23 protein-coding genes and 2 pseudogenes are annotated in these 23,450 nt (G+C 73.4%); 11 read left to right on the top strand and 14 right to left on the bottom strand.

The genetic code is table 11. The annotated features are described in order from the left end of the window. Positions 1–157: 157 nt before the first annotated feature. A complete protein-coding gene (locus tag LE548_RS02740) occupies positions 158–682 on the top strand; it encodes a hypothetical protein (protein ID WP_225094936.1) in 525 nt (174 codons plus the stop codon). Positions 683–709: 27 nt separating this feature from the next. On the opposite strand, the gene hemC is transcribed toward LE548_RS02740, so the two are convergent. From hemC to LE548_RS02720, 4 genes are all read right to left on the bottom strand, one after another. Next, positions 710–1,651, bottom strand: a complete 942-nt coding sequence (hemC, locus tag LE548_RS02735; protein ID WP_225094935.1) for a hydroxymethylbilane synthase — start codon at positions 1,649–1,651, stop codon at positions 710–712. Between the two features lie 18 nt (positions 1,652–1,669). Then, entirely contained in the window at positions 1,670–2,680 is a 1,011-nt protein-coding gene (locus LE548_RS02730; protein WP_225094934.1) for an ATP-dependent DNA ligase, read from the bottom strand. A 56-nt stretch (positions 2,681–2,736) separates the two neighbouring features. Continuing rightward, positions 2,737–3,381: a response regulator transcription factor gene (locus LE548_RS02725; protein WP_225094933.1), complete on the bottom strand. Its 645-nt coding sequence runs from the start codon at positions 3,379–3,381 to the stop codon at positions 2,737–2,739. Between the two features lie 231 nt (positions 3,382–3,612). Further along, positions 3,613–5,085 carry an MFS transporter gene (locus tag LE548_RS02720; RefSeq protein WP_225094932.1) on the bottom strand — a complete coding sequence of 491 codons (1,473 nt, stop codon included), beginning with the start codon at positions 5,083–5,085 and terminating at the stop codon, positions 3,613–3,615. A gap of 239 nt (positions 5,086–5,324) precedes the next feature. Between LE548_RS02720 and LE548_RS02715 the strand changes: the two genes are divergently transcribed. Further along, on the top strand, positions 5,325–5,978 hold the full coding sequence (locus tag LE548_RS02715) for a TetR/AcrR family transcriptional regulator (protein WP_225094931.1): 654 nt from the start codon (positions 5,325–5,327) through the stop codon (positions 5,976–5,978). Positions 5,979–6,008: 30 nt separating this feature from the next. Here the strand turns inward: LE548_RS02715 and LE548_RS02710 are convergent, their stop codons facing one another. Beyond that, positions 6,009–7,052: a zinc-binding dehydrogenase gene (locus tag LE548_RS02710; protein WP_225094930.1), complete on the bottom strand. Its 1,044-nt coding sequence runs from the start codon at positions 7,050–7,052 to the stop codon at positions 6,009–6,011. A gap of 122 nt (positions 7,053–7,174) precedes the next feature. Here LE548_RS02710 and LE548_RS02705 point away from each other — a divergent pair, with 122 nt between their 5' ends. From LE548_RS02705 to LE548_RS02690, 4 genes are all read left to right on the top strand, one after another. Next, positions 7,175–7,942, top strand: coding sequence for a response regulator transcription factor (locus LE548_RS02705; protein WP_225094929.1), 768 nt, complete (start codon positions 7,175–7,177; stop codon positions 7,940–7,942). Between the two features lie 157 nt (positions 7,943–8,099). Next, a complete protein-coding gene (locus LE548_RS02700; RefSeq protein ID WP_225094928.1) occupies positions 8,100–9,335 on the top strand; it encodes a cytochrome P450 in 1,236 nt (411 codons plus the stop codon). 32 nt (positions 9,336–9,367) lie between these two features. After that, entirely contained in the window at positions 9,368–9,565 is a 198-nt protein-coding gene (locus LE548_RS02695) for a ferredoxin (protein ID WP_225094927.1), read from the top strand. Then, complete coding sequence (locus LE548_RS02690) at positions 9,562–10,722, top strand: FAD-dependent oxidoreductase (protein ID WP_225094926.1); 1,161 nt, start codon at positions 9,562–9,564, stop codon at positions 10,720–10,722. Before LE548_RS02695 ends, LE548_RS02690 begins: the two co-directional genes overlap by 4 nt. A gap of 39 nt (positions 10,723–10,761) precedes the next feature. On the opposite strand, the gene LE548_RS02685 is transcribed toward LE548_RS02690, so the two are convergent. Beyond that, positions 10,762–11,613: a DMT family transporter gene (locus LE548_RS02685; protein WP_225094975.1), complete on the bottom strand. Its 852-nt coding sequence runs from the start codon at positions 11,611–11,613 to the stop codon at positions 10,762–10,764. Between the two features lie 113 nt (positions 11,614–11,726). On the opposite strand from LE548_RS02685, the gene LE548_RS02680 reads away from it, so the two are divergent. Beyond that, positions 11,727–12,584 carry a LysR family transcriptional regulator gene (locus LE548_RS02680; RefSeq protein ID WP_225094925.1) on the top strand — a complete coding sequence of 286 codons (858 nt, stop codon included), beginning with the start codon at positions 11,727–11,729 and terminating at the stop codon, positions 12,582–12,584. Between the two features lie 303 nt (positions 12,585–12,887). On the opposite strand, the gene LE548_RS02670 is transcribed toward LE548_RS02680, so the two are convergent. The 3 genes from LE548_RS02670 to LE548_RS02660 all read right to left on the bottom strand — a co-directional run bounded on the left by LE548_RS02670 (position 12,888) and on the right by LE548_RS02660 (position 14,845). Continuing rightward, complete coding sequence (locus LE548_RS02670; RefSeq protein ID WP_225094924.1) at positions 12,888–13,727, bottom strand: XRE family transcriptional regulator; 840 nt, start codon at positions 13,725–13,727, stop codon at positions 12,888–12,890. Positions 13,728–13,907: 180 nt separating this feature from the next. Beyond that, positions 13,908–14,339, bottom strand: coding sequence for an SH3 domain-containing protein (locus LE548_RS02665; protein ID WP_225094923.1), 432 nt, complete (start codon positions 14,337–14,339; stop codon positions 13,908–13,910). A 218-nt stretch (positions 14,340–14,557) separates the two neighbouring features. Continuing rightward, on the bottom strand, positions 14,558–14,845 hold the full coding sequence (locus LE548_RS02660; RefSeq protein ID WP_225094922.1) for a putative quinol monooxygenase: 288 nt from the start codon (positions 14,843–14,845) through the stop codon (positions 14,558–14,560). A 145-nt stretch (positions 14,846–14,990) separates the two neighbouring features. Between LE548_RS02660 and LE548_RS02655 the strand changes: the two genes are divergently transcribed. The 3 genes from LE548_RS02655 (at position 14,991) to LE548_RS02645 (ending at position 18,608) form a co-directional block, all read left to right on the top strand. Then, entirely contained in the window at positions 14,991–15,521 is a 531-nt protein-coding gene (locus LE548_RS02655; RefSeq protein ID WP_225094921.1) for a MarR family winged helix-turn-helix transcriptional regulator, read from the top strand. Between the two features lie 144 nt (positions 15,522–15,665). Further along, positions 15,666–16,133, top strand: a complete 468-nt coding sequence (locus tag LE548_RS02650; protein ID WP_308029734.1) for a peroxiredoxin — start codon at positions 15,666–15,668, stop codon at positions 16,131–16,133. A 135-nt stretch (positions 16,134–16,268) separates the two neighbouring features. Next, positions 16,269–18,608, top strand: coding sequence for a SpoIIE family protein phosphatase (locus LE548_RS02645; RefSeq protein WP_225094920.1), 2,340 nt, complete (start codon positions 16,269–16,271; stop codon positions 18,606–18,608). A gap of 27 nt (positions 18,609–18,635) precedes the next feature. Here LE548_RS02645 and LE548_RS02640 read toward each other — a convergent pair whose 3' ends face one another. The 5 genes and pseudogenes from LE548_RS02640 to LE548_RS02620 all read right to left on the bottom strand — a co-directional run bounded on the left by LE548_RS02640 (position 18,636) and on the right by LE548_RS02620 (position 22,302). Then, positions 18,636–19,070 (bottom strand): cupin domain-containing protein, encoded by a 435-nt coding sequence (locus tag LE548_RS02640; protein ID WP_225094919.1) that lies wholly within the window; start codon positions 19,068–19,070, stop codon positions 18,636–18,638. Positions 19,071–19,563: 493 nt separating this feature from the next. Beyond that, positions 19,564–20,004: pseudogene (locus tag LE548_RS02635) on the bottom strand (M20/M25/M40 family metallo-hydrolase); the annotation flags it as partial. Positions 20,005–20,271: 267 nt separating this feature from the next. Next, positions 20,272–20,511, bottom strand: a complete 240-nt coding sequence (locus tag LE548_RS02630; RefSeq protein ID WP_225094918.1) for a M20/M25/M40 family metallo-hydrolase — start codon at positions 20,509–20,511, stop codon at positions 20,272–20,274. An 18-nt stretch (positions 20,512–20,529) separates the two neighbouring features. Beyond that, a pseudogene (locus LE548_RS02625) lies at positions 20,530–21,306 on the bottom strand (hydantoinase/carbamoylase family amidase); the annotation flags it as partial. A 132-nt stretch (positions 21,307–21,438) separates the two neighbouring features. Next, positions 21,439–22,302, bottom strand: coding sequence for an oxidoreductase (locus LE548_RS02620; protein ID WP_225094917.1), 864 nt, complete (start codon positions 22,300–22,302; stop codon positions 21,439–21,441). A gap of 152 nt (positions 22,303–22,454) precedes the next feature. Here LE548_RS02620 and LE548_RS02615 point away from each other — a divergent pair, with 152 nt between their 5' ends. Further along, on the top strand, positions 22,455–23,315 hold the full coding sequence (locus tag LE548_RS02615; protein ID WP_225094916.1) for a helix-turn-helix domain-containing protein: 861 nt from the start codon (positions 22,455–22,457) through the stop codon (positions 23,313–23,315). Positions 23,316–23,450: the final 135 nt, after the last annotated feature.

Raw genomic sequence — 23,450 nt, 5'->3', positions numbered from 1 at the left:
GTACCCCGCGAAAAGGGGCCGTGAACGGATTCTTCCTGGGCAGCGCTTGATCAGCGATCAAAGCGGGCGAATCCGCTGGCCACAGCGCATTCCGCTCATTTGACAGTGCGATCGGCGCACAGATAGACAGCAGCTCTCGAAGGTCGAGAGGGGCACTGTGTACGAGCCGAACGTGGTCGGGGACTGGCACGAGTACGACGAGCATGCCGGTCTGCGGATCCGCGTCCACCGCCTGGAGGCGGGCGAGCCGCCGCGCGGACGCGACGACGCCGCCGTGGGACTGACGTACTTCAGTGTCCGGGTGACCGTCGAGAACCGCGGTGCGCGGCAGTACTGCATCCACCTGGAGGACGGCCAGCTCGACGTCCGCGTGGGGCCGGACGGCGAGGCCGCGTTCATGGACTGGCGCAACTCCCAGTTCATCGAGGGCTTCGACGTCTATCCGCTGCGCCGGGCCACCGCCGTGCTCTACGCAGCGGCCCCCGAGGCCGCCCTCACCCACGTCGATGTGCAGGTGCAGCTGCGGGTGGAGGACGAGTGGACCGACCGCCGGCTGTGGGCCGGCGGCATCGGCGTCCAGGAGGCGCCCGCCACGGCCGCCTCCGCCGGCACCGACCGGTGCGGCCTGGCCCACCAGGTCAGCGCCTTCCTGCGAGACCAGACGGAGCCCGGCACCGCCTGACCGCGCCGCCCCGGGCGTCGTACGACGTCAGTGCGGGATGCCGTCGATGATCTCCCGGGCGCCCTGCCGGAGCAGGGCCACCGCGACCGAGGTGCCGAGGGTGGCGGGATCGAGCCGGCCGGCCCACTCGTGGGCGTTCAGCCGGGTCTTGCCGTCGGGTGTGAAGACACAGGCCCGCAGGGAGAGTTCGCCGCTGCGGTCCACGCGCGCGTACCCGGCGATGGGGCTGTTGCAGTGGCCCTGCAGCACATGCAGGAACATCCGTTCGGCCGTTGCCTCCCGGTGCGTGTCCGGGTCGCCGAGCCCGCTGACCGCGTCGATGACGTCGGTGTCGTCCTCCCGGCACTGCAGGGCGAGGATGCCCGCGCCGATCGGCGGCATCATCGTCTCCGGCGACAGCACCTCGCTGATCACATCGGTCCGCCCGATCCGCTCCAGCCCCGCCACCGCCAGCAGCAGCGCGTCCGCCTCGCCGGCGGCGAGTTTCGCCAGCCGGCTGTTGTCGTTGCCGCGGAACGGCACGCACTCCAGCTGCGGGTGAGTGGCGGCCAGTTGGGCGATCCGGCGCACCGAGGAGGTGCCGATCCGGGTGCCGGCCGGCAGCTCGTCCAGGGTGAGCCCGCCCGGGTGGACCAGTGCGTCCCGGATGTCGTCCCGCTTCAGGAACGCGGCGAACACCGTCCCGGCGGGCAGTGGCCGGTCGGCGGGCACGTCCTTGACGCAGTGCACCGCGAGATCGGCCTTCCCGGCCAGCAGGGCCGCGTCGACCTCCTTGGTGAACGCGCCCTTGCCCTCGACCTGGGACAGATCGCCGAGCCACTTGTCGCCGGTGGTCTTCACCGGGACGACCTCGGTGCGCACCGCCGGGTGCAGCACGGCCAACTCGGCGCGGACCCGCTCGACTTGGGCCAGGGCCATGGGCGAATCGCGGGAGACGATACGGATCACTTCGGGAACCGGCATGGCCACACGATAGACCTTCGCCGCTCAAGCCGGGGTCTCGGGCAGGTCCGCCGCCGACTCCTCCGGGGTGAGGTCCGGGCGCAGCCGCAGCCACGACGGCTGCCGCAGCAGCCCGCCCCGGGTCCGCGTGCTGTAGCTGACCTCGCCCACCAGCCGGGGCAGCACCCAGCGGGCCCCGGCGATCCGCGGCACCGGGTCGAAGGGGCACCGGCTGCTCGCGGCGGCCGCCAGCAGCCGGGCCAGCGCGGTGCGTTCCGCCTCGCTCCAGCCGGTGCCCACCCCGCCGACGTACCGCAGCCGGCCGCCCGCGGCACGCTGGCCGACCAGCAGCGCCCCGGGCAGCCCGGTCAGCCGCCCCTTGCCGGGCAGCCAGCCGCCGACGATCACGTCCTCGGCCCGCATGTTCCGGATCTTGATCCAGGCGCGGGAGCGCACCCCGGGCTCGTACACCGAGTCCAGCCGCTTGCACACCACGCCCTCCAGGCCGTGCTCCCTGGTCGCCGCGAGCGCCTCGGCGCCGTGCCCGGTGACGGCACCGGGCACCGACCAGTACGGCCCGGCCAGCTCCAGCTCCTCCAGCCGCGCCCGCCGCTTGACGTACGGCTGTCGTACCAGGGATTCCCCCAGGTAGGGCACGTCGAACAGGACCAGGTGCACCGGCACCTCGACGGCCCGGCGCGCGGCCCGCGCGGGGGCGTGCGCGAGGCCCATCCGGCTCTGCAGCAGCTGGAAGTCGGCCCGGCCCCGCTCGTCCAGCGCCAGAACCTCGCCGTCCAGCACGGCGGGCGTGGCGCCCAGGGCGGCACCGAGCGGCCGGAGTTCGGGATAGGCGCCGGTGATGTCCTCGCCCGAACGGGCACGCAGCCGCACGCTGCCGTCGCCGGGCAGATACACCATGGCCCGCTGCCCGTCCTGCTTGGTCTCGTACGCCCACCGCGCGTCCTGGGCGGCGGGCGGCAGCCGGCCGGGCGTGGCGAGCATCGGCGCGATGAGCGGCAGGGATACGGCGGTCACGGCTGAAGGTCTCGACCGCATACGCCGGCCGCACGCGCCCTGGACCGCTGGTTCCCCTGAACGGGCCCGCAGCGCGCTCAGGCGTGCCGCAGATAGGCGAGCACGGCCAGTACCCGGCGGTGTCCGCTGTCGCTCGGCGGCAGACCCAGCTTGAGGAAGACGTTGCCGATGTGCTTGCTGACGGAGCGTTCGGTGACGACGAGCGTCCGGGCGATCGTCGTGTTGTCGTGCCCCTCGGCCATCAGCCGCAGCACCTCCCGCTCGCGCGGGGTGAGCGAGTCCAGGGGAGAGCCCGCGCGGCCGGTCATCAGTTCCGTCACCACCTCGGGGTCGAGGGCCGTACCACCGCGCGCGACCCGTTCCAGCGCGTCGAGGAACTCGTCCACACAGCCCACCCGGTCCTTCAGCAGATAGCCGACCCCGCGCGCGCCGCCGCTGAGCAGCTCGGCCGCGTACGACTCCTCGACGTACTGCGAGAGCACCAGCACCGGCAGTCCGGGCAGCCGCTCACGCGCCTCCAGCGCCGCCCGCAGGCCCTCGTCACGGAAGCTCGGCGGCATCCGGACGTCCAGGACGGCGATGTCCGGCCGCCGGCCCAGCAACGCCGGAAGAATCTCCGGGCCGCTGCCCACGACGCCGGCCACCTCGTGCCCGGCCGACGTCAGCAACAGCACCAGCCCCTCCCGGAGCAGGGCGTTGTCCTCGGCGATCACGACACGCACGGCGGTTCCTTCTCCACTCCGGCTGGGCGCCGACGGGGCCGATCAGCGGAACGAAGCCGACGGGACCGGCCCGCTCCGGGGGTGGTGGGGCAGAGTCTGGCACGGGGGAGGCGGTGTTGCCCGGGGGAGGGCGAGGGGAGGGGGCGAGGAGGGCCTTCGCCCGGCCCGGCCCGGTGGGCCTTGCCCCCGGGCCGGGCCCGCTGTCCTGGCTGTACCCCCGCGCTGCCCGCCTCAGGCCACCGCCTCCGCCGAGGCCTCGGCGGGCGTCGGCTCCGGAGCCGGGGCGGTCGGGCGGTGGCGGGGGAGGAAGGAGGCGAGGACGAAGGCGAGGACGGCCGCGCCCGCGCCGAGCGCCATGACGACCTTGAACCCGTTCTCGGACGGCAGTGCGTGTCCGCCGAGGCTGATCGTCATCTGCGCCAGGATCACGCCGGCGACCGCGCTGGCCACCGAGGTGCCGATGGACCGCATCAGCGTGTTGAGGCTGTTCGCGGCGGCCGTCTCCGACGGCGGGACCGCGCCCATGATGAGGGCCGGCATGGCTCCGTAGGCGAAGCCGACGCCCGCGCCGATGACGCAGGACACCAGGACCAGATGCCAGACCTGGGACATCAGCACGATGTTGAGGCCGTAGCCCGCGGCGACGATCACCGCGCCGATCATGAGCGTGACCTTCGGGCCCCGAGCCTTGGTGATGGCGGCGGAGACCGGCGCGAAGCCCATCATGACGAGGCCCTGCGGAGCCATCACCAGGCCGACGGTCAGCATCGACCTGCCCAGGCCGTAGCCCGTCTGCGTCGGCAGCTGCAGCAGCTGCGGCAGCACCAGGGACATCGCGAACATCGAGAAGCCGAACGCGATCGAGGCGAGGTTGGTGAACAGCACCTGGCGGCGGGCCGTGGTGCGCAGGTCGACCAGCGGCTGGGAGGTCCGCAGCTCGAAGAAGCCCCAGGCGCCGAGCACGACGACGGCGAGCGCGAGCAGACCGAGCGTGGTGCCGCTCGCCCAGCCCCAGTCGGCGCCCTTGGAGACGGCGAGCAGCAGCGAGACCAGGCCCACCGCGAGACCGGCGGAGCCGACCGCGTCGAAGCGGCCGCCCGAGCGCACCTCGGACTCCGGCACCAGGAGCATGACCAGTGCGAAGGCGACGGCACCGAGGGCGGCAGAGGTCCAGAACAGCACATGCCAGTCGAAGTGGTCCGCGAGGAAGGCCGCGGCCGGCAGTCCGAGCGCGCCGCCGACGCCCAGCGAGGCACTCATCAGCGCCGTCGAGCCCGCCAGCTTCTCCGGCGGCAGCTCGTCGCGCATGATGCTGATGCCCAGCGGGACCACGGCGGAGGCCAGTCCCTGGAGCGTACGACCGACGATCATCGGGACCAGCGCATCGCTGAGCGCGCAGACCACCGAACCGGCCACCAGCATCACCAGGCTGATCAGCAGCATCAGCCGCTTGCCGAACATGTCACCGATACGGCCGGCCACCGGGGTGGCCACGGCGGCGGCCAGCAGGGTCGCCGTCACCGCCCAGGCCGCGTTCGACGGGGAGGCGTTCAGGTACTTCGGCAGCTCCGGGACGATCGGGATCACCAGGGTCTGCATCAGCGAGACGGTGATACCGGCCAGGGCGAGCACCGCGACCACGGCACCCGGGCGCACCGGAGCGGATCTGCCGGCCTCGGCGGGCCGGGTGGGGGCGTCGGACATGAGACGTGCACCTTCCGAAGAGAGAACAGGAGAGGGAGGGAGAACGGCGATCTTTTAAGTCAAGTGCTTGACTTACTTTAGCGAGCCGAAAAGGCACCGCACGCGGGCCCTGCCCCGGGTGGGGCGGGCACGCACCGTAGGGTGGTCCGGCTGGACCTCGCCGCCCCGGTCGAGGACCTGGGGCGGTGTGCGGGACGGGCCGCCCCGGGGCGGTGCGCAGTCCCGGAGCGGTGGTGAGCATGGCGCGCAGGACGGCGCGGGCCGAGCAGGTGAGCGCGACGCGAGAGGCGATCCTGGCCGCGGCGGAGCGGCTGTTCGCCGAACACGGCGTGTACGCCGTCTCCAACCGTCAGGTCAGCGAGGCCGCCGGCCAGGGCAACAACGCCGCGGTCGGCTACCACTTCGGCACCAAGGCCGACCTGGTCCGCGCGGTGGCCCGGCGGCACGCCGAGGCGATCGAGACGCTCCGCGAGCGGGCGCTGGAGGCGGCCGGCGACTCCACGGACGTACGCGACTGGGTCGGCTGCCTGGTCCGCCCGGTCACCGAGCATCTGGCCGGGCTGGGCAGCCCCACCTGGTACGCCCGGTTCTGCGCCCAGGTGATGACCGACCCGGCGCTGCACGAGATCATGGTCGAGGAGTCCATGGCCTCGCCGGCGCTGCGCCGGGCGATCGAGGCGCTGAACCGCGTCCTGCCCGAGCTGCCGCCCGAGGTCCGCGCCGAGCGCGGCCAGATGGTCCGGCTGCTGATCCTGCACACCTGCGCCGAGCGGGAGCGGGCCCTGGCCGAGGGCACCCCGACCCCGCGTGCCACCTGGGCGGACGCGGCCGGCGGACTCGCCGACGCGATCGTGGGGCTGTGGCTGGCCCCGGTGGGCCACGGCGCCCGCTGACGTCCACGCGTCCGGCGTGCACGCATCGGCTCACGCATCGAAGGTCACCACGACCTTCTCCGCGGCCCCCGGCGTGAGCGCCAGCCCGAAGGCGCGGCCGGCCTCGGAAAAGGGAACACGGTGGCTGATCAGCCGGGCGAAGCGCTCATGGTGTTCGATCAGCTGGGGTGTGACCTCGAAGATCTCGGTCGGGTAGCCCTGGGAGGCGATGAGGGTCAGCTCGCTGCGCAGCATGCCGCCGAGATCGATCTCGGCGCCCTTCTTCTGCACGGCGACCATGACCAGCCGGGCACCCCACCTGGCGGCACCGACGACCGTATGGAAGACGGCGGGGGCTCCGGCGGCGTCGATGTAGACGTCGGTGCCCGGCCGGGGCTGGCCGAGTGCGTTGGCGCTCTGCCCGTGCAGCTCGGTCAGCCGCGCGGCCACGTCCTCCTCGGCCGAGTTGATCACCGCGTCCGCGCCGACGGCGAGGGCGGTCCGAAGCCGGTCCGGCAGTACGTCGACCACGACGACGTGGGCCACGCCCCGCAGCTTCAGCCAGATCGCGGCGCCGAGCCCGATGGGTCCCGCGCCGAAGATCACCACCTGCTCCGACGGCTGCGCCCCTGACCGGTTGACGCAGTGCAGCGCGACCGCCATCGGCTCGTTGAGCGAGGCCACGTCGAAGGGCACGGTGTCCGGGAACGCCGCCACGCTCTTGCCGGCCACGGCGTTCTCGATCAGCAGGTACTCGCTCATCCCTCCGTACCGGCCGCCGCAGCCGATGATCCCGGTGGGCGCGTCCTGCGGATTGACGACCACCCGGTCACCGGCCTTCAGGTCCGTGACCTCCGCGCCGACCTCGACGATCTCCCCGGCCGGCTCATGGCCGAGGGCCACCGGCACCAGCTCGCCGCCCAGGTGGGCCCGGGCCGGCATGCCGCCCATGTGCAGGAAGGTGACGTCGGTGCCGCAGATGCCGCAGGCGCGGACCCGTACCAGGACGTCCTTCGGCCCCGGGTGTGGACGCTCGACCTCCACCAGCTCGATCTGTCCGGGGGCGCCGGTCTGTACCGACTTCATGGTGGCCATGGGGTATCTCGCTTTCGGGGTTCGCTTACTTGAGTTAGGCAAGCACATATGACTTACTTGAGTCAAGCAAGTGATTGTGGATCCTCGAAGCCGAGGCGAGCGCGAGAGGCAGGGTGAGTGTCATGTCCGCACCGAGGTTGGAATCACCGCGTACCGTCCCGCCGGACCCCCGGGTGCTCGACGGGGGAGAACGGCGGCGGCTCGCCCGTGGCGGCGGGGAGCACCTCCTGGTCGCCGTCGCGGACCAGGCGGCCGCCGAACTGCTCACCGTCACCCTGGAGTTGGCCGGCTACCGGGTCGCAGCCGCCGACACCGGCGCCGGTGTCGCCCGACGGCTCACCGAGCGGCCGTACCGACTGGTCGTCGCCGACATGGACCTGCCCGGCCTGGCGGAGCTGGAGGGCGCGGGTGCCGTCGCCTACCGTCCTGCGGTGCTGCTGCTCGCCGACTGTGACGAGCTGCCCGGACTCGTGCCCCGGCTCGGCGCGGTCGAGCGGGACTGCGTCACCAAGCCTGTCCGGATCGCCGAGGTGCTCGCCCGGATCCAGGTGCTGCTGCGCGGCACCGGGGTGCCCGAGGACACCCGGCCCCGGGCGGCTGCCCTGCACTACGCCGACCTGGTCCTGGAGGACGTGACCTGCCGGGCGCGCCGGGGTGGCCGGGTGCTCGATCTGACCCCGGCCGAGTACCGGCTGCTGCGTCACCTCCTCGTCAACGCCCGCACCGTGCTCTCCAAGGAGCGGATCAGTCGGCATGTGTGGGGCGAGTTCCGCGGTGACAACGCCATCGAGCAACTCGTCTCGCGGCTGCGGCGCAAAGTGGACCGGGAGGGGCCGGCGCTGATCCACACACGCCGGGGCTTCGGCTACTGGCTCGGCGGGACGTCGTAACACCTCAAGTGTCCTTGATTGCGGATGAGTTGATGTGCACCCCCTTCTGGCATGTGACCTGTGTTACGTCAGGTTGCTGTCAGGGGACGGACCGGTGGCGGTCAGGCTGCTCTGTTTGCATGTGCTCATCCCGGAGCCCCCACCACCGAGGAGCGTCATGACCGACAGCCTCGCCGGAGCCGCCCCGCACGCGGCCGGCCCGGTTCCCGAGTTCCCGATGCCGAGGGCGGCCCGCTGCCCGTTCGACCCGCCGCCCGCCCTCGCCGAACTGCAGCGGCAGGGCCCGCTGGCCAAGGTGCGCCAGTGGGACGGCAGCGAGTCCTGGCTCGTCACCCGCTACGCGGAACAACGCGCCCTGCTCGGCGACCCTCGGGTCAGCGCCGACCCCGACCGGCCCGGCTACCCGACGAAGGCGCGCCCGGCCGCGGGCGAGGGCAAGCTCAGCTTCATCATGATGGACGACCCCGAACACGCCCGGCTGCGCCGGATGGTGACGGCCCCGTTCGCCGTCAAACGGGTCGAGGCACTGCGGCCCACGGTCCAGCGCATCGTCGACGGTCTGATCGACGACCTGCTGGCCGGATCCGGACCGGCCGACCTCGTGGAGTCCTTCGCGCTGCCCATCCCCTCCCTGGTCATCTGCGCCCTGCTCGGCGTGCCCTACGACGACCACGCCTTCTTCCAGGACCGCACCAGGACCATGGTCCATCGCGAGGCCACGCCCGAACAGCGCGGCGAGGCGAGCCGCGAGGTCGCCGGCTACCTCGCCGGGCTGATCGGTGCCCGCCTCGACCAGCCCGCGGACGACCTGCTCTCGGCCCTCGCCGGGCGCGTCACCGCCGGCGAGCTGACCCGCCGGCAGGCGACCGAGATGGCGCTCCTGCTGCTCATCGCGGGCCACGAGACCACCGCCAACATGATCGCCCTCGGCACCCTCGCCCTCCTCCAGCACCCCGACCAGCTGGCCCTGTTGCGCGAGCAGAGCGACGATCCGGCGTTCGTCGCCGGAGCCGCCGAAGAGCTGCTGCGCTATCTGCACATCACCCACCTCGGCCGGCGCCGGGCGGTGACCGAGGACATCGAGATCGCGGGCCAGGTGATCAAGGCCGGCGAGGGTCTGATCATGGTCAACGAGATCGGCAACCGGGACCCCGAGGCCTTCCCCGACCCCGACCGCCTCGACCTCACCCGGGACGCCCGCCGCCATGTCGCCTTCGGCTTCGGCGTCCACCAGTGCCTCGGCCAGCCCCTGGCCCGCATGGAACTCCAGGTCGTCTACGGCACCCTCTACCGCCGCATCCCCACCCTGCGGCTCGCCGGTGCCCTTCGGGACGTCCCCTTCAAACACGACGCGTTCATCTACGGCGTCCACGAACTCCCGGTCACCTGGTGACCGTTCACTCCCGAAGCAGCGAGGAGAAGACCATGCGTGTGGAACTGGACGAGCCCAGGTGCGTCGCCTCGGGACAGTGCGTCATGGCCGCCCCCGAGGTGTTCGACCAGCGCGACGAGGACGGCATCGCCTTCCTGCTCGACGAGACACCCGGCGCGGACGCGCTGGACGGCGTCCGCGAGGCCGTCGCCGTCTGCCCGGCCGCCGCGATCCGTCTGGTGGAGCGGTGAACCGGATCGTCGTCGTGGGCGCCTCGGCCGCGGGACTCGCCGCGGCCGAGACACTCCGCCGCGAGGGGTACGACGGCACGCTCACCCTCGTCGGCGACGAACCCCGCCCGCCGTACGACCGTCCGCCGCTGTCCAAACAGGTGCTGGCCGCCGAGTGGCCGCCGGAACGGATACGGCTGCGCCCGCCCGCCGATCTCGACGCCCTCCGCCTGGACCTCCGACTCGGCGTCGCCGCACTGGAGTTGGACACGACCGGCCGCACGGTGCGGCTGGCCGACGGCTCGGCACTGCCGTACGACGGGCTGATCGTGGCCACCGGCGTGCGGCCCCGCCGGCTGCCGGGCACGGGCGCGCACGTGCTGCGCACCCTGGACGACGCCCTGGCCCTGCGCGACCGGCTCGGACCCGGCCGGCATCTGGTCGTGGTCGGCGCCGGGTTCCTGGGCGCGGAGGCCGCCGCCGTCGCTCGCGGCCTCGGCACCCGGGTGACCCTGCTGGAGCCGGCCCCGGTGCCGCTCGCCCACGCCGTCGGCGCTCAGGTGGGGCACCTGCTGGCCCGCGTGGACCGGGAGCGGGGCGTAGACCTGCGGACCGGGATCACCGTGACGGAGGCGGCCGAGGACGGCGTGCGGCTCGCGGACGGCACCGGGATCGAGGCCGACGCGGTCCTGGTCGCCGTCGGCTCGCTGCCGAACACCGAGTGGCTGGCCGGCAGCGGGCTCACCGTCGCCGACGGGCTGGTGTGCGACACGTACTGCGAAGCCGCACCCGGGATCTACGGCGCCGGCGACGTGGCCCGCTGGCAGCATCCGCTGTTCGGCACCCGCATCCGGATCGAGCACCGCACCCACGCAGCCGAGCAGGGCATGGCCGCGGCCCGCAACCTGCTCAACTCCGAGGCCCGCAAGCCGTTCGCACCGGTGCCGTACTTGTGGTCCGACCAGTACGAGCTGAAGATCCAGGCGTACGGGGTGCTGCGCGGGCATGACGAGGCTGTGGTGGTGGAGGGCAGTGGGGCGGAAGGCAGGCTGGTGGTCGCCTATCGTGAGGGCGACCGGGTGACCGGTGTCCTCGCGGTCGGGATGCCACCCAAGGCCATCCGGGCGTGGCGGCATGCTGTTGCGGCGGGGGCGGCCTGGCGGCAGGTCGTCGGCTGACGTCGCACCGGTCGCCGTAGAGATGCGGGTCTCGCGTGTTCAGCCCCCCGCTGTTGCGAGGCTCACCGCATTGGCCACCACCACCGCCCCCATCCCCGCCCACTCCGCCGCGCCCAGACCCTGGCCGAGGACGACCCAGCCGACCAGGGCCGCCAGGACCGGGTTGACGCTCATGAACAGGCCGAAGGTCTGCGCGGGGACATGGCGCAGGGTCAGCAGGTCGGTCAGGTACGGCACGGCGGAGGACAGCACCCCGGCCGTCACCGCGCACAGCACCGCACCGGCCGTCGGCGGATGGCGCAGCGCGACGACGACGCCGGCGGGCAGGAAGGCCAGCGCGGACACCGTGGCGGCCGCCGCGGCGCCCTGCGCGCCGGGTATGCGCCGGCCGACGACCCGGTTGAGCAGGATGTACGACGCCCAGCAGCACGCGGCGACCAGGCCGAGGGCCATCCCGGCGTAGTCGGCGGAGGGGCGCGGGCGCATCAGGACGACCACCCCGGCCGCGGCCAGCACCGCGCACCCGGCGTCCAGCCGGCGCCGCGTGGCGGCCAGCGCGACGGTGAGCGGCCCGAGGAACTCCAGGGTCACGGCGAGGCCGAGGCCGATGCGGTCCACGGCGGTGTACAGAGTGAAGTTCATCGTGCCGAAGACCCCGGCCAGCAGCAGCACCGGCCACCACTGCCGCCAGGTGAAGCCGCGCAGCCGGGGCCGGCCGACGGCGAGCAGGACGAGCGCGGCGACGTACTGGCGGACCGCGACCACCCCGAGCGGACCGAGGACGGGGAAGGCCAGGGCCCCGACGGCGGCGCCGGTCTGGTTGGACAGCCCGCTGCCCACCATGGCGGCCACGCCGGTCAGCCGCCGGGACGTCGCCGGCGTCGGGGACATGACCGTGGGCGCGGCCACGGCCGGGCGGTGAAGAGCACGTCGCATACCGGGATCGTGCGCCGCCCGGATCCTTACGCAAAATGCATGCGCTGACCGATCTATACGCTGAGCGTATGCACGACATCGATCTGCGCCAGCTGCGCTGTCTAGTGGCGATCGTGGACGAGGGCACCTTCACGGATGCGGCCATCGCCCTCGGCGTCTCCCAGGCCGCTGTCTCCCGCACCCTCGCCTCCCTGGAACGCGCCCTGGGCGTACGGCTGCTGCGCCGCACCTCCCGTGACGTGACCCCGACCGCGACCGGACTGCGCGTGGTGGAGCGGGCCCGCCGGGTGCTCGCGGACGTCTCCGGCCTGGTCCGGGAGGCGACCTCGGGCCACACCCGGCTGCGCGTCGGCTACGCCTGGTCGGCGGTGGGCCGGCACACGGTCGCCTTCCAGCGGCGCTGGAGCGCGGAGCAGGGGGGCATCGACCTGCACCTCGTGCGCGTCAATTCGCCCTCCGCCGGGCTCGCCGAGGGCGTCTGTGATCTCGCTGTGGTCCGTAGGCCGCCGGCGGACCGGCGGTTCGACACCGCGATCGTCGGCCTGGAGCGCCGGCTGTGCGCGCTCGCCGCCGACGACCGGCTCGCCCGGCGCCGTTCGGTGCGGCTCGCCGAACTGGCCGACCGCACCCTGCTCGTGGACCGCCGCACGGGCACGGCCACTCCCGAGCTGTGGCCGGCGGGCGCCCGTCCGGACGTCGAGGAGACGGCCGACGTCGACGACTGGCTCACCGAGATCGCCGCCGGGCGCGGCATCGGCGTCACCGCGGAGTCCACCGCGCACCAGTACCCGCGGCCCGGTGTCGTCTACCGGCCGGTGCGCGACGCCGAACCCGTCGCCGTACGGCTCGCCTGGTGGCGCGACGACCCCCACCCGGCCCGCCAGGCGGTCGTGGAACTCCTCACCGAGCTGTACCGCACGGCCTGAGCCGGGCCTGGGTGCATCCGACGCCGACGTCGCCCATCTGTTCCTCCGAGTCGCCGTCGAAAAGCCAGTGATGAGTGACCGTCAGAACTGCGGCAGCCTCCTCGCGCGGCGTCGGCCCGTTCACCGTCGAGCGGGGGCTCGTGGTTCCCGCCGGCTCCGAGACCTCCGTACGCATCCGCATGCTCGACACGGGGGAGACGGCGATCGCCACCTTCCCCGCGCCGGGGGGCCGCACCCCGGACCCGGGGGACGGCACCGTACGCGTGAACCCGGAGGAGCGGCACCGTATGTGTACGTCGCGGTTCACCCCGCCTCGTCCGGTTCCACGTCCCGGCCCGTGCACGCCAGCTCGCCGCCCACCTCGGCGCACGCCTCCACTCCCCGGGGTGAGGAGACCGACAGCATCGGACTGCTGTCGCCGCCGGAGTCGTCCGCGGGATAGCCGGCCGAAAGCACGTTCTGACCCTGCCGCACCGACACCTCGCGGGCCCGCGCCGAGCGCAGCCGCACCTGGGACCAGGCGGTGCCGCAGGCCGCCGACCAGCGCAGCCGCACCGTGTAGGCGGGGTCGGTGACGGTGCTCGCGGTCCGCGCGTCCCGGGCGCACGCCGACGCGTCGGGCAACTCGCCCTGGCACGACCGGCCGTGACAGCGCGGCACCGTCGGCAGCGTCTGCGCGGCGGGCGCGCCGGCCGGGCGCGCGGCCAGGGTGACGACGGCGGCCACCGCGGTGGCGGCGCCGAACACGGCCAGCGCGGACAGCGCAAGCCGGGACGGCGGGCGGGGCGTGAGCCAGGAGGGGAGCCGGGAGGGGAGCCGCGGCCGGAGCCGGCCCGGCTTCCGCTCCCCGCCGGTCTCGGCGGCCGCGGCTTCCGAGTCCGGCGGGGGCGTACTGGCCGCGTCCCACTCGGCCAGTACGGCCTCGGGGTCGGCGCCGGCGAGCCGGCAGAGCGCCTCCACGGCGGGCCGGGGCGGCGGTGTGCCGCCGGACAGATAGCGGTGCCACGCGGACTTGCTGTACGGGGTGCGTGCGGCCAGCGCCGCGAGGCTCAGCCCCGTACGGTCCTTCAGGTCGCGCAGCGCCGCCACCCGTGGCTCGTCGTCCGGCGTGACCGCTGCTGTCGATGCTTGGGGGTGCCGCATCGTGCGTCCTCGACTCCCGTTCCGCTATGGGCGATTTCGCCCCTGTTGCCGGAATGGCTTCCCTGCGGCGCGGCGAACACACACGTGAGGGAGGAGGAAGGTGAGGCATGGGCAGACCGAAGGCCCGTCCGGGGCGTCGAACGGGCCTTCGGCGGCTGGGGGTACGGCGGTGAGGTGCCGTCAGCACCAGGGCAGAGCACGGTCGATGCGGACGTAGCGGGCCGAGACGTAGCCCCGATGGTGGGCGAGCCGGTACCAGACGCGGTTCCCGGCGACCCACGAGCCGCGCGTCTTGCAGGTCAGGTGCAGATACCGGCCCGTGTGCCGGTGGCCGATCACCCGGTAGCCGGTGCCCGGCCCGGAGCGGACGTTGAGCCGGGCATGCCGGGTGGTGACACGGCCGGTGGCGCGGACGGCGACACGATGCGTGACGTGTCGGCGGTGGGCGCGGCGCTGAAAGAGATCGATGTGACGGGCATGGTGCTGGGTGACGGCACCCGGCACGGGGTAGGAGCCCGCGGCGCTCGCGGTGGCCGCCCCGGCCGTCGTGGGCAGGAAGGCGAGCACCGCGACCGTGGCCAGCAGACCGCTCTTGAGAGTCCGTCGGATCATGGCAACCTCCGGCTGTCGTTCTCGTGACCACGAGCAGTGATCACGACAGCCAGCGTTTCCGTGGCGGGCCGTCGGAATGCCGTTCCGGTGTCCCCCGGGACGCTCCGGGACGTTCCTCGGGGCGGGATCCGGCGTCGTGGCCGGGGCGGCAGGGGGAGGTGCGCCGTCGTCCCGCCCGTGCCTGTACCCGTACGGGTGAGGTGTCCCGAGGGGAGTGGTCAGACCGTCTCGGCGAAGGTGATCGTCCGCTCCTTCAGCAGCGGGAAGACCGTGCCCCGGATCAGTTCCGCGAAGTGGGCCGTCTCCTTGTGCGCCTCGAAGCCGGCGCGGTCGGTGTACCGCTCGTACAGGACGAACGCCCCGGGCTGGTCCACCACCTCGTGCGCCTCGTAGGCGAGGTTCGCGGGCTCGGACGGGACCAGCTCGCGCATCGCGCGGAGCGCGTCGCGCACGGTGTCCGCGTCGGCGGGTGCGCACTGGTACTGGGCGACGACGGCGAAGGCCATGGGTCCCTCCGTTGTTCGACGAGAATCGTGGTCTGCCGATTGCAGCACGCCGCCGCCCACGGACGGCCCGTACGACACGCGTCCCGATGTCCGGGAGCGCGCGGAAGTTACTTGACTTACGCAACGAGCTGGTAAACTGCCGGGTATGCCCAGCACGCAATCGCTGTCCGACCTGCCCGACGCCTCCCCGGAGGTCGTCGACATCGAGCGCGCTCTGACGCGTGTCACCTACCTCAGCACCCGGTCCCGGCAGCACGAGCGGCTGATCGCGCTGGCGGGCGTGCCGCTGGACCGGGCCGCGGTGGCGTTGCTGCGGCAGATCGCCGACTCCGAGCCGCTGCGGCCGGGGGAGCTGGCGCAGCGGCTGGGCGTGGAGGCCTCCCATGTGACGCGGACCGTGCAGCAGCTGCAGAAGGCCGGTTACGTCAGCCGCGTCCCCGACCCTGCCGACCGGCGCGCCCAGCGGATCCAGCTCACCGATGCCGGCCGGGAGGCCGTGGGCCGGATCCGGGACGCCGGGGCCCGGGGCATGCAGCTCGCCCTCGCGGGGTGGCGGCCCGAGGAGCTGCGGCAGATGGCCACCCTCTTCCATCGCATGGTCGACGACTTCCTCGCGTACACCATCGAGGAGGACTCCGGGCGGGAGGCGGACGCGGCCCCGCTGACGACGGGCTGACGTCCGCTGCCGGCGAAGGAAGGACGAGAGGGCCCCACATGGCTTCTACCGTCCAGTAATATCCGGCGGCAGGCCATCGGAGGCGAAGACGGTGCCGCCGGCACGGTGGGCGCGGAGAGTCGCCCGGAACGAGGAGAGACGGTCGTGACGGAACGTATCGAGGTCGGCAGCAAGGTGGCGGACTTCGCCTTGCCCGACGAGACCGGCGCCACCCGCCGGCTCACGGAACTGCTGGCCGACGGCCCGGTGGTCCTCTTCTTCTACCCCGCCGCCATGACCCCCGGCTGCACGGCCGAGGCCTGCCACTTCCGGGACCTCGCCGCCGAGTTCGCGGCCGTCGGCGCCCGGCCCGTCGGCATCAGCGGCGACACCGTCGACAAGCAGCAGGAGTTCGTCGGCGCGCACGGCCTCGGCATGCCGCTGCTCTCCGACACCGACGGCACGGTGCGGGAGCGGTTCGGCGTCAAGCGCGGCTTCTCCCTCGCGCCCACCAAGCGCGTCACCTACGTCATCGCCCAGGACCGCACGGTGCTGGAGATCGTCCGCAGCGAGCTGCGCATGAACACCCACGCCGACCGCGCCCTCGCCGCCCTGCGCACCCACCAGGGCTGAGACCCGCCTGTTCCCATCGGGCGCCGGCCGTCACGCATACCCCCTGAGCCGGACCGGCATCCGTCGACCCGCCGCGTCGGACAGGCCTCCGCCCCGCGCTTGATGACCCGGAGCAATCAGATCATCCTGGGGCATATGAAGCATGGCGCCGCCGTGGCGGTCATCGATGTCCTGGGCACCGTGACCGGCTGGAGTGAGGGTGCGCGGCTGCTCACGGGCCATTCGGCCGGGGACGTCGTGGGCCGGCCCGCGACCGACCTGCTCGCCGGGAACGTCCCTGGCGAGCTTCTTGCCGCACGGGCCGGCACCGTGGCCCTGCGGCACCGCGACGGCCAGCGCGTGGAGCTGGCTCTGACCGCGTCCCCGGTGCTCGGCCCGGACGGCGAGGCCATGGGATTCGTCGTCACCGCCGGCCCGCCCGGCAGCGCCGCGACCGCCCTGGCCGCCCAGGCCTTCCAGCAGGCGTCCATGTCCATGTCGGTCTTCGATCTCCAGCAGCGCTATCTGCGGGTCAACGCCGCCGCCTGCCATGTGATGGGCGTACCCGAGGAGGTGCTGCTCGGCCGGCACTTCCTGGAGACCGTCGAGGACGCCCCGCACAGCCGGGGCTTTCTCGCCCATCTGCGCCAGGTCGCCGAGACCGGGCAGTCCCTGCGCTACGAGAGCTTCACCGGCGCCCCCGCCCTCAACCGGGAGCACGCCTGGACCACCGAGATGTGGCCGCTGCGCGACCCCTCCGGCACGCAGACCGCCGTCGCGCTCGCCTCCTTCGACAGCAGCGACCAGTACTGGGCCCGGCAGCGCCTCGCCCTGCTCAACGAGGCCGCCGCCGCCATCGGCACCACCCTCGACGTGGTCCGCACCGCCGAGGAACTGATCGAACTGCTCGTACCGCGCTACGCCGACTTCGCCGCTGTCGACCTGCTCGACTGGGTGCTCGGCGCGGACGAACCGCCGATGATCCCCGCCGGGGACCTCGTCATGCGCCGCGTCGCCCACGGCTCCACCCGCGAGGGCGACCCCGGTGCGGCCGTCCACCTCGGCGAGACCGAGGTCTATCCGCCCGACTCGCCGTCCTCCCGCGCCCTGAGCGAGAGCCACGCCGTACTCGGCCAGGCCGGCGAACCGGAGTTCGCCGAGTGGCTCGCCGAGCGCAACGCGCGCTCCCCGCGGGGCCGCCCGTTCCGGCTGGGCGCCCACTCCCTGATCGCGGTGCCGCTGCGGGCCCGCGGCACCACGCTCGGCGTCGCGATCTGCGTCCGCATGGCCCACCCCGACGGCTACGGCCCCGACGACGCCGTCTTCGCCGAGGAACTCGGCAGCCGCGCCCCCGTCTGCATCGACAACGCCCGCCGCTTCGAGCGCGAGCGCAGCACCGCCCTCGCCCTCCAGCACAGCCTGCTGCCGCGGGGCCTGCCCGGGCAGGCCGCGCTCGACGTGGCCCACCGGTATCTGCCGTGCGGCTCCCTGGCCGGCATCGGCGGCGACTGGTTCGACGTCATCCCGCTCTCCGGCGGCCGGGTCGCCCTGGTCGTGGGCGACGTGGTGGGCCACGGCATCCAGTCCTCGGCGACCATGGGCCGGCTGCGCACGGCCGTACGCACCCTCGCCGACGTCGACCTGCCGCCGGACGAACTCCTCACCCACCTCGACGACCTGGTGGTCCACCTGGCCGCCGAGGACAGCCGCGAGGAGGTCGCCGAGCTCGGCGCGACCTGCCTGTACGCGGTGTACGACCCCGTCTCCCGCCGGCTCGCCCTGGCCGCCGCCGGCCACCCGGCCCCGGCCGTCGTCCTGCCCGGCGGCACCGCCGAGATCGTCCCGATGACCGCCGGGCCGCCGCTCGGCGTGGGCGGGCTGCCGTTCGAGGCGATGGAACTGGACCTGCCCGAGGGCTCCGTCGTCGCGCTCTACACCGACGGCCTGCTGGAGGACCGCGACCGGGACCTCGACGGCGCCACCGACGCCCTGTGCCAGGCCCTGACCACGCCCGCCGGCTCCCTCGACGCGCTGTGCGACAGCGTCCTGAAGGACGTCATGCCCGACCAGCCCGGCGACGACATCGCCCTGCTGCTGGTGCGCACCCGCGCCCTCGGCGCCGACCGGGTCGCCACCTGGGACGTCCCGCCCGACCCCGCCGAGGTCGCCGTCTTCCGGCAGGCGGCCGGGGAGCAACTGACCGCCTGGGGGCTGGAGGAGGCCGCCTTCGTCACCGAACTCGTCGTCAGCGAACTCGTCACCAACGCCATCCGCTACGGCGAACCGCCCATCAAACTACGGCTGATCCGCGACCGCGCCCTCATCTGCGAGGTCTCCGACGCCAGTTCCACCTCACCGCATCTGCGCCGGGCCAACGCCAACGACGAGGGCGGCCGCGGACTGCTCCTGATCGCCCAGCTCACCCAGCGCTGGGGCAGCCGCCAGACCGGCCGGGGAAAGACCATCTGGGCCGAACAGACGCTGCCCGAAACCTGATCACCGGGCCACCGCCCGATGACCGGGTCACTGGAACGGGCAGCCCGGGTTCGGCGCGTCCTCCGAGAACGGCGCCCCGTGCGGCAGCACGTACAGCACATCGAGCACGAGCGGTGTGTCGCCCAGGTTCCGTCCGATGTGGACGTGGCCGGGACCGGCCGGTTCCTGGATCGTCGCCCCCCTTCGGTACACCCCGTCCGAGGCGCAGGACGAGTCGAAGTGGCTGAGCGTGCCCTGCTTCACCACGCCGTACAGCGGACCGTCGTGGTAGTGCCAGCCGGTGCTCTGGCCGGGCGGGATCGTGATCTCCCGCAGGGTGTAGTCGGTGCCGTCGACGGTGGTCTGACTGATGATCCGGGCCGTCACCCCGGGTCCGGGCGGAGTCGCCTGGGCGGTACCGCACAGCAGAACGGCGGCGGCGGTCAGCGCGCCGGTGACGGCGGTGCGGAGTGCGATGCGCATGCGGGAGCCTCCCCGGAGGCGAGCGGGTGTCGCCGTGAACATGGCGGGTCTCGCCGTGAAGATTAGGCCAGCGGGCGCCCGTTGGGGCCGGAACCCGGCGATCCGCCCCCGGTTCAGGCGCAGAAGTCGGCGATGGTGCCGGTGAGGACGTCCGTGATCCCGTCCAGGGAGGCGAGGCCGGCGTACTCGTCGGCCGCGTGCGCGCCCGCGCCGTCGACGCCGAAGAGCAGACAGGGGATGCCGGCCCGGTCCAGGAGAGCGCAGTCGGTCCAGAACGGCTCGGCGCGTACGACGGGCGGATGCCCGAGGACCTGGGCGGCATGGGGGTGAGGGTGCGTACGATACGGGCCTCGGGGCCGGCCTGGAACGGTTCGCTGTGCAGACCGCGCGTCAGCCGGTACCGGAAGTCGGGGACGGCGGCGGCGAGTCGGTCCAGCAGGCCGGTCGGCTCGCGCTCGACGCGGCCGGCGCTCTCGCCGGGAACGGTGCGGCGCTCCAGGGTGACACGGCAGCGCGCCGGGTAGGTCGACGGCTCCTCGCCGCCCCGGATGAGGGAGGCGTGCACGGTCCCGGTGCCCAGGAGCGGGTGTGCCGGTCCTCGGGCGAGGTGCCGGCCCAGGTCCTCCAGGGCGACCAGGAAGTGCCCGGCCTTGACGATGGCGTCGACGCCCGGCTCGGGGCGCGAGCCATGGGCCGCCCGCCCCTCGATCTCCACCTCGAACCAGGCGAACCCCTTGTGCGCGAGCGTCACTTGGAGGTGGCTCGGCTCGGTGACGATCGCCGCGTCGGCCGTGAAGGACTCCAGCACCTCCTCGGTGCCCGAACTGCCGTGCTTCTCGTCCGCCACACAGGCCAGGACGACATCGCCGCGCAGGGGCCCGTGGGCGGTGGCGCGGGCGGCGGCGACCATCATGGCCGCGATGCCGCCCTTCATGTCGAAGGCGCCGCGGCCGTACATCCTGCCGTCCCGGTGCCGCGCGCGATCGCCACGAGCGAGGGCCGCCCGGGGCGTTTCTCCAGGCGGTGCACCTCGAAGCCGCGGTCGGCCGGCCAGGCGCCGCAGAAACCGGCGATGACGGACTCACCCGCCCCGCCGGGTACGAGATCGGGATTGACGGAGTCGATGGAGATCAGCTCGGCCGGCGGGCTCGGACGGCATGACTCCCTTTCGAAGTACGGGATGTGAGAAGAGGGGGGCCGGTCAGGCCTGGCCGGCCAGGCGCAGCAACGTCGTCGCCAGGACGTCGACGCCGTGGGCGCACGCCTGCGGGGTGGAGTACTCACGGGGGTTGTGGCTGATCCCGTCGTACTCGCCGAGTACGAAGATCATGGCTGTCGGGCAGAGGGCGGCGATCTCCTGGGCGTCGTGACCGGCGCCGGAGAGCAGGGAGATGTGCTCCAGACCGTGGTCGTCGGCGGCCTGGGCGATGACCTTCCGCACGCCCTCGTCGAAGGGGACTTACGCCGTCCGGGCCATACGGCGCGTGGTCAGCGACAGGCCGGGCTGACTGCCCTCCAGGTCGCGCAGGAACGCGGCGAGGTCCTGCTCCGCGCGGGCCATCTGAGCGTCGTCCGGGTTGCGCAGGTCCACGGTCAGCTCGGCGCGGGCCGGGACGATGTTCGTCAGGTCCGGGTGGACCGTCAGATGCCCGACGGTCGCGCGCAGTTCGCCGTACGCACCGGAGTCGACCATGGCCCGCAGCCGGACGACGATCTGCGCCGCGGCGAGGCCGGCGTCCGCGCGCAGCCGGGTGGGCGTGGTGCCGGCGTGCGCGCCGCGGCCGTGGACGGTGATCTCCTGCCAGGAGATGCCCTGCACACCGGTGACGACACCGATCTCGACACCCTGCTCGGCGAGGACGGGCCCCTGTTCGATGTGGCACTCGACGTAGGTGTACGGCGGGGCGAGCGTCGCGTCGGCGGGGCCGGTGAAGCCGGTGCGGGCGAGTTCGCCGCCGAGGGTGCGGCCGTCGCGGTCGGTCAGCGCGTGGGCGTACTCCAGGGTGAGCCGGCCGGCGGCGACGGCGCTGCCCAGCATGTCCGTGCCGAAGCGGACGCCTTCCTCCTCGGTGAAGACGCCGACCTCGATCGGACGGCGGGTGGCGATGCCGTGTTCGTCGAGCGTCCGGACGACCTCGATGCCGCCCAGGACGCCGAGGCAGCCGTCGAAGGCGCCGGCGGTGGCGACGCTGTCGATGTGCGAGCCGGTCAGGACCGGGGCCGCCTCCGGGTCGGTGCCCTCGCGGTTCGACGTCGCGCGTGCCGCGGTACGTCCGCAGCCGGTCCTCCGGTGTCATGGGCGCCTCCTCCCGTGCGGGGCCGCTTCCGAGTGTCCGCCGCACGCGCCCGGCACACCGGCAGGGACGGTTCAGCCCGCGATGCCGTCCAGCTCGGCCACCGCGTCCTCCGGCAGCTCCAGCGACGCGGCGGCGATGTTCTCCCGCAGATGCTCCGGGGAGGACGTGCCCGGGATCAGCGCGATGTTCGGGGAGCGCCGCAGCAGCCAGGCCAGCGCCACCTGCTGCGGCGAGGCCTCCAGCCGCGCGGCGACCTTCGCCAGCGTCTCGGACTGCAGCGGAGTGAAACCGCCGAGTGGGAAGTACGGCACGAAGGCGATGTTCTCCGCCGCCGTGCGCTCCAGCAGCGCGTCGTCCTGCCGGTCGGCCAGGTTGTACAGGTTCTGCACGGTCACCACCGGCGCGATCGCGCGGGCCTCGTCCAGCTGCGCGGCGGACGCGGCACTCAGCCCCAGATGCCGGATCAGCCCCCGCTCCCGCAGCTCGGCCAGGGCACCGAACTGCTCGGCGACGGAGTCCTCGTTCGGGGTGTCCATGTCGCCCAACCGCAGATTGACCACGTCCAGGGCCTCCACACCGAGGTTTCGCAGATTGTCGTAGACCTGCGCCTTCAGGTCCTCGGGGTGCCGCGACATCATCCAGCTGCCGTCGGCTCCCCGGCGGGCGCCGACCTTGGTGACGAGGTGCAGGCTCTCGGGGTAGGGATGCAGGGCCTCACGGATGATCTCGTTGACGACGACAGGCCCGTAGAAGTCGGCCGTGTCGATGTGCGTGATGCCCGCCTCCACCACCGCGCGGAGCACCGTCACGGCCCGGTCCCGGTCCCTCGGCGGACCGAAGACATGCGGCCCGGCCAGCTGCATGGCGCCGTAACCGACACGGGTCAGGGTCAGGCCGTCGGCGGGGGTGACGGTGCCGCCGAGCTGTGCAGTCATGTCGTTTGCCTCTCACGATGTCCGGGCCACCGCACGCTCCGGCGGCCTCGCACTCCACCCTGCGCCCGTGCCGCCCGCTGTGGCAGTACCCCCGCGATCCTGGGAGTGACAGGGACAGTCACCGCGGGCCGCCCGGCCGTACGGTGGGTGTCATGGACGGATCCAACGCGCTCGGTGAGTTCCTGCGCGCCCGCCGTGCGCTGGTGCGGCCCGAGGACGTCGGGCTGCCCGGCGGCGGACTGCGCCGGGTGCCGGGGCTGCGCCGGGAGGAGGTCGCGATGCTGGCCGGCATCAGCTCCGACTACTACCTGCGGCTGGAGCAGGGCCGGGACCGCAATCCGTCCGTGCAGGTCCTCGAAGCCATCGCCGGCGTGCTCCGGCTGGACGCCGACGCCACCGCCCACCTCGTCACCCTCGCCCAGGCCCGGCCCGCCCCCGGGGCACGGCCCGGACGGCGGTCCCGGCAGGTCCCGCCGAGCCTGCTGCAACTCATCGACGGCTGGCCGCGCAACCCCGCCTATGTGCGGAACCGCTACGCCGACTGTCTGGCCGCCAACGCCCTCGCCACCGCGCTCACCCCGAACTACCGTCCCGGCGTCAATCTGCTGCGGGCTGTCCTTCTCGACCCCGCCGAGCGCGAGCTGCGCCGGGACTGGGAGGACCTCACCGAGGAGGGGGTGGGGGCGCTCAGGTCCGAGGCCGGCGTGGCCGCGGACGACCCGCGGCTGCGTGACCTGGTCGGGGAGCTGTCCGTGCGCAGCGAGCGCTTCCGCAGCCTGTGGGCCCGGCACGAGGTACGGCCCCGCCGCGGCCGCACGAGCCATCTCACCCACCCACAGGTCGGCGACCTCGACCTGCACTCCACCAAGCTCTCCGTGGACGGCACCGACGGACTCACCCTCGTCGTCTTCCACGCCGAACCCGGCAGCCGCAGCGCCGAACTCCTGGACATCCTCGGCAGCCTCAACGCGCCCGCGCGCGACGCCGCCCCGGAGCGCGTCGAGGACCAGTAGCGCACCGAGGGGCAGACCGGGGTATGGCAGGGGCGAAGCGTGTGGTCGCCCGGCGTCCCGGACGAACCCGCGCCGGCCCCGGCCCGGCCGCCACCGGTGCCGTCGCCGCCGCCGCACGGATAGGGTGAGTGGTGA

The sequence above is a fragment of the Streptomyces sp. CoH27 genome (assembly GCF_020181035.1).
In the GTDB taxonomy this organism is placed as follows: domain Bacteria; phylum Actinomycetota; class Actinomycetes; order Streptomycetales; family Streptomycetaceae; genus Streptomyces; species Streptomyces camelliae.
The sequence above is the reverse complement of the archived record's forward strand: the minus strand, read 5'-3'. Positions and strand labels throughout refer to the sequence as shown.